This is a genomic window from Flavonifractor sp. DFI.6.63 (assembly GCF_024462255.1).
GTDB lineage: Bacteria > Bacillota > Clostridia > Oscillospirales > Oscillospiraceae > Lawsonibacter_A > Lawsonibacter_A hominis.
In genome coordinates this window covers 17291-28193 of record NZ_JANGBE010000044.1, presented here as the reverse complement: position 1 = coordinate 28193, position 10903 = coordinate 17291, and the positions used below count along the sequence as shown (strand labels likewise).

General features: G+C 64.8%; 9 protein-coding genes. 8 read left to right on the top strand and 1 reads right to left on the bottom strand.

The genetic code is table 11. The annotated features are described in order from the left end of the window. Nucleotides 1-286: 286 nt before the first annotated feature. Nucleotides 287-1351: a branched-chain amino acid aminotransferase gene (locus tag NE547_RS16470; RefSeq protein WP_256176480.1), complete on the bottom strand. Its 1065-nt coding sequence runs from the start codon at nt 1349-1351 to the stop codon at nt 287-289. A gap of 204 nt (nt 1352-1555) precedes the next feature. Here NE547_RS16470 and NE547_RS16465 point away from each other — a divergent pair, with 204 nt between their 5' ends. From NE547_RS16465 to NE547_RS16430, 8 genes are all read left to right on the top strand, one after another. Beyond that, nucleotides 1556-3550, top strand: coding sequence for a DHH family phosphoesterase (locus NE547_RS16465; RefSeq protein ID WP_256176479.1), 1995 nt, complete (start codon nt 1556-1558; stop codon nt 3548-3550). 37 nt (nt 3551-3587) lie between these two features. Next, nucleotides 3588-4319 carry a hypothetical protein gene (locus NE547_RS16460; RefSeq protein ID WP_256176478.1) on the top strand — a complete coding sequence of 244 codons (732 nt, stop codon included), beginning with the start codon at nt 3588-3590 and terminating at the stop codon, nt 4317-4319. 33 nt (nt 4320-4352) lie between these two features. Beyond that, a complete protein-coding gene (rplI, locus tag NE547_RS16455; RefSeq protein ID WP_186906648.1) occupies nt 4353-4799 on the top strand; it encodes a 50S ribosomal protein L9 in 447 nt (148 codons plus the stop codon). Nucleotides 4800-4923: 124 nt separating this feature from the next. Next, complete coding sequence (gene dnaB / locus NE547_RS16450; RefSeq protein ID WP_186906647.1) at nt 4924-6276, top strand: replicative DNA helicase; 1353 nt, start codon at nt 4924-4926, stop codon at nt 6274-6276. Nucleotides 6277-6461: 185 nt separating this feature from the next. Continuing rightward, nucleotides 6462-7832: a tRNA lysidine(34) synthetase TilS gene (tilS, locus tag NE547_RS16445; RefSeq protein ID WP_186906646.1), complete on the top strand. Its 1371-nt coding sequence runs from the start codon at nt 6462-6464 to the stop codon at nt 7830-7832. A 5-nt stretch (nt 7833-7837) separates the two neighbouring features. Next, nucleotides 7838-8389: a hypoxanthine phosphoribosyltransferase gene (gene hpt / locus NE547_RS16440; RefSeq protein WP_186906645.1), complete on the top strand. Its 552-nt coding sequence runs from the start codon at nt 7838-7840 to the stop codon at nt 8387-8389. Between the two features lie 76 nt (nt 8390-8465). After that, nucleotides 8466-10367 (top strand): ATP-dependent zinc metalloprotease FtsH, encoded by a 1902-nt coding sequence (gene ftsH, locus NE547_RS16435; protein WP_186906817.1) that lies wholly within the window; start codon nt 8466-8468, stop codon nt 10365-10367. After that, on the top strand, nt 10351-10863 hold the full coding sequence (locus NE547_RS16430) for an O-acetyl-ADP-ribose deacetylase (RefSeq protein WP_186906644.1): 513 nt from the start codon (nt 10351-10353) through the stop codon (nt 10861-10863). The genes ftsH and NE547_RS16430 overlap by 17 nt, the downstream gene beginning before the upstream one ends. The last annotated feature ends 40 nt before the right edge of the window (nt 10864-10903 follow it).

Below are 10903 nucleotides of genomic sequence, written 5' to 3'. Positions count from 1 at the left end.
CCCTTAAGGGGCAGCCCGTGAAAGAAATGCGGTCGGCAAACCTTTCGGGGCCCCTTAAGGGGCTTCGTCCGTATCATGCCCTTCTAGGGCTTACTCAAGCCTCCGGCTTTGCCGGAGGTTTTGACTTCACGGATAAGCGGTCCGCCAAAAGCGGAGCGCCTGCATATGGGCCGGCTGAGATTTGTGTTTCACGACGGGCACACCGAGCAAACCTTCGTTTGCCGCTCCGGCCGCGGACTTCTGCGAGGCGGACGATAACGAGGCGGCGGGCCGCCTGTATCTTCCGTCACAGCTTGAGCGTCCAGCCGAAGGGATCGGAGACCGTGCCCCACTGGATACCGGTCAGGGTGTCGTACAGCTTCCGGGTCAGCGCGCCGATCTGTCCGCCGTTGACCGTTACGTGACGCTCGCCCCAGCCCATCTCGCCGATGGGGGAGACCACGGCGGCGGTGCCGGAGCCGAAGGCCTCCTCCAGCCGCCCCGCCTCGGCGGCGTCGAAGAGCTCCTCGGCGGTGATGAGGCGCTCCTCCACCGGAACGCCCCAGCTCTTGAGCAGCTCGATGCAGGATTTGCGGGTGATGCCCGGCAGGACGGAGCCGGTGAGCGCTGGGGTGATCACCGTGCCGCCGATCTTGAACAGCACGTTCATGGAGCCCACTTCCTCGATATACCTGCGGTGCACGCCGTCCAGCCAGAGCACCTGGGCATACCCCTGCTCCTCGGCCCGCTCTCCGGCCCGGATGGAGGCGGCATAGTTGCCGCCGCATTTGGTGTACCCGGTCCCGCCCCGGACGGCGCGGACATCCTGGTTCTCCACATAGATGCGCACGGGGTTGATGCCCTCTTTGTAGTAAGCGCCCACTGGGCAGGTGATGATGCAGAAAATATAGTCATGCGCCGCATGTACGCCCAGGCTGGGAGTAGTGGCGATGACAAAGGGGCGGATGTACAGGGACGTGCCCGGCTTGGCAGGCACCCAGCGCTCCTCCACGCGCACCAGCTGCTCGATGGCGGCAAGGGTATCTTCCTCCGGCAGCTGCGGGATGCACATCCGCTCGCAGGAGGAGTTGATGCGCCGGACGTTCTCCATGGGGCGGAACAGCTGCACGCCCCCGTCCGGACTGCGGTAGGCCTTCAGTCCCTCAAAGACCTCCTGCGCGTAATGAAACACCATGGCGGAGGGCTCCAGGGCCAGCGGCGCGTAGGGGACGATGCGCCCGTCGTGCCAGCCCTGCCCGGCGGTGTAATCCATCAAAAACATGTGGTCGGTAAAGGTCTTGCCGAACACCAGCATCTCCGGGTCGGGCAGCGGTTTGAGCGCCGCGGCGCGCTGGACGGGATATTCCTTCATAAAAAGCGGCCTCCTTATCAAATGCTCCTTGTGCCCTTCAGTATGGCAGTCGCCGGAGCAAAAGAATGTAAAGCGTGATACAAATTGGATAAAAGTTATTGTACCACAGGCGGAGTTGGGGCGCAAGCGGACTTGTTTTTAACTTTTGAGTTTGGTATAATAAAATACCTTTATTATTGAGTGCCGCGTCATGGGAGGTGTCTCATGCGAAAAAACAAGCTGTCCCATCTGCTGGAGCCCAGCCTCCGGCTGTATTTCTTATGCCTTCTGGTCTTTGCGGGTGTCACCGCCCTGTTCAGCCGCCCCGCCGCCCTGGCGGAACTGGCGGTGGTGCTGGTGCTCTACCTTTACTTCCGCCGCAGCAACGCCCACCGGCAGAAAGAGATCATCCAGTATATTGAAAGCGTCACCTGCAATATGGACACGGCTACCAAGGACACCATGGTCAACGCCCCCCTGCCCATGGTCATCTTCCGGCCGGAGAACGACGAGGTCATCTGGTCCAACGACCGCTTTCTGCAGATCACCGGCGAGCGCGAGCACCTGTTTGACACCAAGCTCACCGCCGCCGTACCCGACTTTTCCTCCCGCTGGCTCATGGAGGGCAAGACCGAGTGTCCCACCGAGGTGCTGCTGGGGGAGCGGCGCTTCCAGGTCTTCGGCCATCTGGTGCGCACGGAGGATTCCGGCGCCCGGGGATATCTGGCCACCACCTACTGGGTGGACGTGACCGATCTGGCCGACGTGCGGGACCTGTATTATGCCGCCCGTCCTGTGGCGGCCATCCTGATGCTGGACAACTATGAGGAGCTGATGAAGGGCATCCCGGACAACGCCCGCTCGGCCCTGCGCAGCGAGATCGACCAGCGTCTGGACCAGTGGGCGGCCCCCGCCCAGGGCCTGTTCTGCCGGTACGACCGGGACCGCTACCTCTTCCTTTTCGAGGAGCATTTCCTGGCCCAGTTCCAGGAGGGCAAGTTCTCGGTGCTGGACGCAGTCCATGAGGTGGTCAGCCCCAACGGCCTGCCCGCCACGGTGTCCATCGGCATCGGCCGGGACGCGGATACCCTGGAGGAGCTGTTCCAGTACGCCTCTTTGTCGGTGGAGATGGCCCTCTCCCGCGGCGGCGACCAGGCGGTCATCAAGAACAAGTTTAATTTTGAGTTTTACGGCGGGCGCACCAAGGAGCTGGAGAAGCGCACCAAGGTCAAGAGCCGGGTCATGGCCAACGCCCTGGGCGAGCTGGTGGCCGACGCCTCCCGGGTATTCGTCATGGGCCACAAATTTCCGGATCTGGACTGCATCGGCGCGGCCGCCGGCGTGTGCGCCATCGCCCGGAAAAAGGGCACCCCGGTGAACATTGTCAAGGAGGCGGGCCAAACCCCCGCCAGCGAGATGATGGAGAAGCTCTCCCAGCTGCCGGAATACCAGGGCGTGTTTCTCTCCGTGCAGGATGCCATCCTGGCGGCCGACGTCAACGCCCTGTTGGTGGTGGTGGACACCAACCGCCCCGAGCAGGTGGTCAGTCAGGACCTGCTGGAATCCAGCAGCAAGGTGGCGGTCATCGACCATCACCGCCGGGCCGCCACCTATATCGCCAACGCCGCCCTGAACTTCCACGAGCCCTACGCCTCCTCCGCCAGCGAACTGGTCACCGAGCTGCTGCAGTACCTGCTGGAAGGCGCGGACCTGCGCAAGGCCGAGGCCGAGGCGCTGCTGGCCGGGATCACCCTGGATACCAAACAGTTCACCATGCGTACCGGCAGCCGCACCTTCGAGGCGGCCGCCTTCCTCCGCCGCTCCGGCGCGGATACCGGGGACGTGAAAAAGCTCTTCCAGAACGATCTGGAGGGCACCATCGCCCGGTACGACATCATCCAAAACGCCCGTATGTACCGCAACGACATCGCCGTGGCCCGGGTCGACCACCCGGTGGGCCGCATCACCGCCGCCCAGGCCGCCGACGAGCTGCTGAATATTTCCGGGATCGACACCTCTTTTGTCCTCTTCCCCGACGGCGAGGGGCGTGTGATCCTCTCCGCCCGGAGCATGGGGGATGTAAACGTGCAGGTAATCCTGGAAAAACTGGGGGGCGGCGGCAACGCCGCCACCGCCGGCGCCCAGGTGCCCGGCAAGAGCGTGGAGGAGGTCACCAAGGACCTGCTGCGCGCCATCGACCAATACTTGGAGGAGGAATAGGCCCCGCCTGTTCCCTGCCCGTCAGAGGAGAATGGTTATGAAACGGCTGCTTTCCGCCGTGCCGGCCCTGCTGCTGTGCCTGACCCTGGCCGCCTGCGCCGCGCCCACGCCTACGTCCACGCCTACGCCCACGCCCACGCCCATCCCTGCGTTGGAGCCGCCTCTTTCAGACAGTACGAAGGCGCAGCCGGTCCCCGACTTTCTGGATACGGACCAGCAGGCGCTGTTTCTCCATGCATTTGAGGCGGCCAATTTCCTGATGGGCTGCGAGACCTCCTACGTGGACCGTTTCCCTTTTGACGACGGCAGCATGCCGGACCTGGACCATTGCCAGACCGTGGAGCTGGGCGGCGATCTCTATGTGATCTCCGTAGGCCGCTATGCCCGCTGGGCGGACTTTAAGGCCATGATGGACGCTCTGTTCACGTCCGAATACCAGGAGGAGCTGCTCTACTTCACCCGCGCCCACGGCACGCCACAGCCTCTTTTTACCTCCACTGAGGATGGCAGGCTGTGCTATCTCGACGCCTCCCGGGGCAGCAGCCTGGAGTACGGCTGGTCCGGGACACCCGACTCCTACCAGTTGGTGCGTCGGACCGAGGACGAAATCGTGTTCGACCTGATCGGCCACTACGCCGTCCTGGCGGAGGCGCCGGAGGGCGCGGAGGAACCTTTGATCGTTACCGGTGAAACCGCCGAAGCATACCCCATCCGCATGGAGCGTACCGAAGACGGCTGGCGCGTCGCGGAAATTCATCTCCCCTATTAAATGATGACAGTTCCAGAAAGGAAGGACGATAACATGAAAGTAATTTTACAGCAGGACGTGAAGGGCCAGGGCAAAAAGGGCCAGATGATCGAGGCCAGCGACGGCTATGCCCGCAATTTCCTCCTGCCCCGAAAGCTGGCCGTGCCGGCCACCGCGGAGAATGTGAACACCATGAAGATGCAGGAGAAGGCGAGAATGGCCCAGCAGGCCGCCGAAAAGGCGGAGGCCGAGGCCGTGGCCGCCAGGCTTGAGCAGCTGAGCGTGAAGGTGGTCGCCAAGGGCGGCAACGGCGGGCGGCTGTTCGGCGCGGTGACCTCCAAGGAGATCGCCGACGCCCTGAGCGCCCAGCACGGCATCAGCATTCCGAAAACCAAGATCGTCCAGGATGAGCCCATCAAGGCCTTCGGCGGCTATACGCTCAAGGTGAAGCTGGGCTACGAGGTCACCGGCACCCTGAAGGTGGTCGTGGCCGAGAACTAACGCGCGTTCGGGGGGCGTTTCCCCCGGACGGGAAGGCGGCCGCCTGCATTCAGGCGCGCCGCCGCGCGCTGCGGCGAAGCCGGTTCGCCCGCGCGCAAACAGCAACGGGAAGCGGGTGGAACACATGGCAACCGAAGAGGAGCTTTTGTCGCGGCAGATGCCCCACAGCGTGGAGGCCGAGCAAAGCGTGCTGGGCGCCATGCTCATTGACGCCCGCTGCGTGCCGGAGGTCATCGAAGCCCTGAAAAGCGAGGACTTCTATCTGCGGCAGAACCGGGAGATCTATGAGACCATCTATTCCATGTTCAATTTCTCCCAGACCATCGACCCGGTGACGGTGCTGGAGCACATGCGCCTGAACGGGGTATATGACGAAAACACCTCCCGCAACTATATTCTCCAGCTGATGGAGATCACGCCTACGGCGGCCAACGTAAAGGAGTATGCCGCCATCGTCAAGGACAAGTCCCTGCTGCGGCGCATCGCCGAGACCGCGGGAGACCTGACCGCCATGATCCAGGAGGGCACCGGCACCGCCCGCGAGGTGCTGGAGGCCGCCGAGCAGCGCATCTACGCCATCCGGCAGGGCCGCTCCGCCCAGGGCCTGGAGCACATTTCCAGCGTCATCCTCAACGTGTACGAGCGCCTCAACGAGCTGGCCGCCAGCGAACAGGCGGTCCCCGGCCTGTCCACCGGCCTGCCCGACGTGGACGCGGCCATCTCCGGTCTGAACAAATCCGACCTGATCCTGCTGGCCGCCCGCCCCGGCATGGGCAAGACCTCCTTCGCCCTGAACATCCTGCTGCACGCGGGCAAGTTCTCCGGCAAAACCGTGGTCTTTTTTTCGCTGGAAATGAGCCGGGAGCAGCTGGCCATGCGCCTGATCTCCGGCGAGAGCTTTGTGGACAACAAGCGCCTGGTGACGGGCAAGCTCAGCGAGGACGACTGGACCAAGATCGCCGCCGCCTCCGCCGCCCTGAACCAGACCCAGATCCTCATCGACGACAACCCCGCCCTCTCGGTGGCGGACATGAATGCCAAGTGCCGCCGGGTGGATAATCTGGGGCTGGTGGTCATAGACTACCTCCAGCTTATGACCTCCGCCGGCGGGCCGGGCCGCAGCGGCGATAACCGCCAGCAGATTGTCTCCGATATCTCCCGCGCCCTGAAAATCATGGCCAAGGAGCTCAACGTGCCGGTGCTCTGCCTGTCCCAGCTCTCCCGCGCCAACGAGGCCCGCTCCGACAAGCGCCCCATGCTTTCCGACCTGCGGGAATCCGGCGCCATCGAGCAGGACGCGGATATCGTCATGTTCCTCTATCGGGAGGATTATTACAACGAGGACAGCGAAAATCACAATCTGGCGGAGTGCATCATTGCCAAAAACCGCCACGGCGAGACCGGTAAGGTGGAGCTGCAGTGGCTGCCCGAGTATACCACCTTTTCCTCCCTTGACCGAAGGCACGAGGAATACTGACGTCCCGCGCCCGCCGTTCCCCCTCTTCGTTGTCCCGCCTGGGCGGGACAACGGAAGAACTGGGTGCTGCGCAGGCCCGCCCTCCAGCGCTTCCCCGCTTGCCCTGCGGGGCGGTTTCCCCTGTGTTTTTCCGCACGTCCAATCCATTTATTTCCGCCCCCGGCGGAAACTTTGCGAGGCGCGCTATGCTGCAAAAGGTGCTCTCTCTCTCGATGGAATACGATATGCTCCCCCGGGGCGGACGGGTCTTGTGCGCCGTGTCCGGCGGGGCGGACTCCATGTGCCTGCTCCACCTGCTGGGAGAGCTAGCAAAGCCCGGCGGCTTTACCATTGCGGCCGCCCACTTCCACCACCACCTGCGGGGCGCGGAATCCGACCGGGACGCGGCCTTTGTGGCCCAGTGGTGCGCAGCGCGCGACATCCTTTTCGTGATGGGCGAGGGAGATGTGAACGCGCAGGCTCAGAGCCGCGGTCTGGGTGTGGAGGAGACCGCCCGGCAGCTGCGCTATGATTTTCTCCGCCAAAGCGCCGAGGCTCTGGACTGTACGCGCATCGCCACCGCCCATAATGCCGACGACAATTTGGAGACCCTGCTGCTCCATCTGGTGCGGGGCGCCGGGCTGCATGGGCTGTCCGGCATCCCGCCCCGCCGCGACGGGATCGTGCGCCCCCTGCTCGCCTGCTCCCGGGCGGAGGTGCTCTCCTACCTGGCCGAGCACGGCATCCCCCATGTGGAGGACAGCTCCAATTCCGATGAGGCCTATGCCCGCAACCGCCTGCGCCATCAGGTGGTGCCGGTGCTGCGGGACCTGAATCCCCGCCTGAGCGAGGGCGTGGCCGCCACCATGGCCCTGCTGCGCGCCGACAACGACTATCTCAACGCCCAGGCCGCGCTGGTCTGCGCCAACGCCCGCTGGGCGGAGGACGACCTGGTCATCGAAGCCCGCCTGATCGCCGAGCTTCCCCCCGCCATCGCCCCCCGGGCGGTGCGGCGGCTGCTGGAGATGCTGGGGGACGGCAATACCAACTGTTCCTCCGCCCACCTGAACGCTGTAGTGGAGCTGGCCCGGGGGAGCGATCCCTCCGCCGTGGTCTTCCTGCCCGGCGGCAAGCTGGCCCAGCGTGTCTACCGGGAACTGCTGCTGACCCGTTCGTCCGATCCCCTGCCCCCCTTCCTTCCCGCGCCCCTGGTGCTGGACGGGGAGACCCTCCTGGAGGGCACCCCATGGCGGGTGCGCTGTCGCTCGCTCCCCTGTCCGGACGAGAGCGAACGCCTTCCCGGCGCGGTCTACCTGGACCGGGACAAGGTGGACGGTGTGCTGCTGCTGCGGCCCCGGCAGACCGGAGACGAGATCGCCCTGCCCCGGCGGGGGGGCACCAAGACGTTGAAAAAGCTGTTTATCGACGAAAAAGTCCCCCGACGGGAGCGGGAACATATCCCCGTCCTGGCCGACCGGGCCGGGGTGGCGGCGGTGGCGGGCTTTGGGGCCGACCAGCGCCGTCTGGCCCAGACCGGGGGGCGCGCCTATGAACTGCTATTTTGGAAGAAAGAGTGAGCGAGATGGAACAGATACTGGACAAAGATGTGGAACGGGTGCTGTTTTCCCAGGAGGAGCTGGCACGCCGGGTGAGCGAAATCGCCGCCGAGATCGACCGGGACTACGCCGGAAAAGAGCCGCTGCTGGTCAGCGTGCTGCGGGGGTCCTTCGTTTTTATGGCCGATCTGGTGCGGCAGATCCACCTGCCCTGCACGGTGGACTTTATGGCAGTCTCCTCCTACGGGGCAGGCACCGCCAGCTCCGGCCAGGTGAAGATCGTCAAGGACCTGTCCGAGCACATCGAGGGCAAGGACGTGATCGTGGTGGAGGATATTCTGGACAGCGGCAACACGCTGAGCTACCTGCTTCAGATCCTCCAGGCCCGCCGCCCCGCCTCGGTACGGCTGTGCACCCTGCTGGATAAGCCCTCCCGCCGCACCAAGCCGGTGGAGCTGCACTACGCGGGCTTCTCCATCCCCGACTACTTCGTGGTGGGTTACGGCCTGGATTATGCCGAAAAGTACCGCAACCTGCCTTACATAGGAGTGCTCAAGCCCTGTGTATACGAAAAATGACCGGGGCCAGGCCGGTTTTTAGCGCGCTGATTCAGCCCGGAAAGGACGTGTCCGCTGTTTGAAACGCAAAGGAAGCATGCGCGACGTGGGCTTTTATCTGCTCATCGCCGTGATCCTCTTGATGACCATCTTTGCCCTGCGCGGGGGGCTGGACGGCAGCGTCCAGACCTCTTACGGGGAGATCCGCCGCCTGCTGGAGCAGGAGCTGGTGACCCAGGTCCAGGTGGAGGACAACACCGTCACCCTCTGGCTCAAGGAGCCGGTCAACGGCCAGTCCACCATTACCTATGATGTGGCAAACCCCGACTGGTTCTACAACGACTTCAACGACCTGATCGTGCAGCAGGTGCACCGGGGCGTGATCACCGACTATAACTATCCCCAGGGCTTTGTGGCCCCGGCGTGGATGTCCTTTGTCCCCTGGATCGTGATCCTGGTGGTCTTCGGCCTGCTTTGGTACTTTGCCATCCTCCGCCAGAACGGCGGCGGGGGCGCCGGCGGGGACAAGACCGCCCGCTTCGGCCGTGCCCGCACCCGCACCGGGGCGGATGAACAGAAGAAGGTCACCTTTGACGACGTGGCCGGCGCGGAGGAGGAGAAGGGCGAGCTCCAGGAGATCGTGGAGTTCCTCAAGGACCCCAAGCGCTTTTTGGAGCTGGGCGCCCGCATCCCCAAGGGCGTGCTTTTGGTGGGCCCGCCGGGCACCGGCAAGACCCTGCTGGCCAAGGCCGTGGCCGGGGAGGCGGGGGTCCACTTCCTGTCCATCTCCGGTTCCGACTTTGTGGAGCTCTACGTGGGCGTGGGCGCCTCCCGCGTCCGGGACCTGTTCGACCAGGCCAAGAAGAACGCCCCCGCCATCGTCTTCATCGACGAGATCGACGCGGTGGGCCGCCAGCGGGGCGCGGGCCTGGGCGGCGGCCACGACGAGCGGGAGCAGACCCTCAACCAGCTGCTGGTGGAGATGGACGGCTTCGGCAACAACGAGGGCGTAGTGGTCATGGCGGCTACCAACCGGCAGGACATCCTGGACCCTGCCCTGCTGCGCCCCGGCCGGTTCGACCGGCAGGTGTATGTGGGCTATCCGGACATCAAGGGCCGGGAGGCCATTTTGAAGGTCCACGCCCGCAACAAGCCCCTGGCGGAGGACGTGGATCTGGCGGAGCTGGCCAAGGCCACCGGCGGCTTTACCGGCGCGGACCTGGAGAACCTGATGAACGAGGCCGCCCTGCTGGCCGCCCGGCGTCAGGAGCGGTTTATCCGCATGCAGGATCTGCACGAGGCGGTGATCAAGGTCATTGCCGGGCCGGAGAAGAAGAGCCGGGTGGTCATCGAGCGGGAGCGCAGGCTCACCGCCTATCATGAGGCGGGTCACGCCATCGTCATCCACGCTCTGGAGACCCAGGACCCGGTCCATCAGATCACCATCATCCCCCGGGGCATGGCGGGGGGCATGACCATCTCCCTGCCCCGGGAAGATGTGAGCTTCCAGTCCCGCCAGGCGCTCACAGAGCGCATCGCCGTCTGCCTGGGCGGCCGGGCCGCAGAGGAACTGGCCCTGGGCGACATCTCCACCGGCGCGGGCAACGACCTGCAAAAAGCCACCTCCATCGCCCGCAACATGGTCACCCGCTACGGCATGAGCGAGCGGGTGGGCAACGTGGTCTTCGACTCCGGCCACGACGAGATCTTCATCGGCCGTTCCATGGCTCAGGCCAAGAACTACTCGGAGGAAGTGGCCGCCCTCATCGACGAGGAGGTCAAGGCCCTCATCGACGGGGCCTACGCCCGCTGCAAGGAGATCCTCACCGGACAGCGGGACGCGCTGGATTTCGTGGCCGACTACCTGCTGCAGTACGAAACTATGGATGCCGCCGCCTTCGCGCTGGTGTTCACCGACCGTGCCGCCGTCCAGCCCCCCAAGGCCTTCCAGCCGGCGGCGCAGGAGGGAAAGGAGCCCCGGGATGAGCTGCCTCATTGATACCCTTCTGGGCGACATCACCCGGGTAGCGGCCGACGCCATCGTCAACGCCGCCAACTGCTCCCTGCTGGGCGGCGGCGGTGTGGACGGCGCCATCCATGCCGCCGCGGGGCCTGGCCTTCTGGCCGAGTGCCGCACCCTGAACGGCTGCGAGACCGGGCAGGCCAAGCTGACGCGGGGCTATGATCTGCCTGCCCGATACGTCATCCACACGCCCGGCCCTATCTGGCGCGGTGGGGTCTGCCGGGAGGCGGAACTGCTGGCCTCCTGCTACCGCAGCTGCATGGCGCTGGCCGGTCGGTACGGCTGTAAAAGCGTGGCCTTCCCTTCGATTTCCACCGGCGTGTATCGCTTCCCGCTGGAGCAGGCGGCCCCGATCGCCGTGGCCACGGTGCGGGACTGTCTGGCGGCAGGCTCCTGTGTGGAGCACGTCACCTTCGTCTGCTTCAGCCAGCCGGTCAAGGACGCCTACGACCGGGCGCTGGGCGCGTGTTGATATGGTAAGGAAGTCTTTTGCCGCCGCCGCGCTTGTGTTC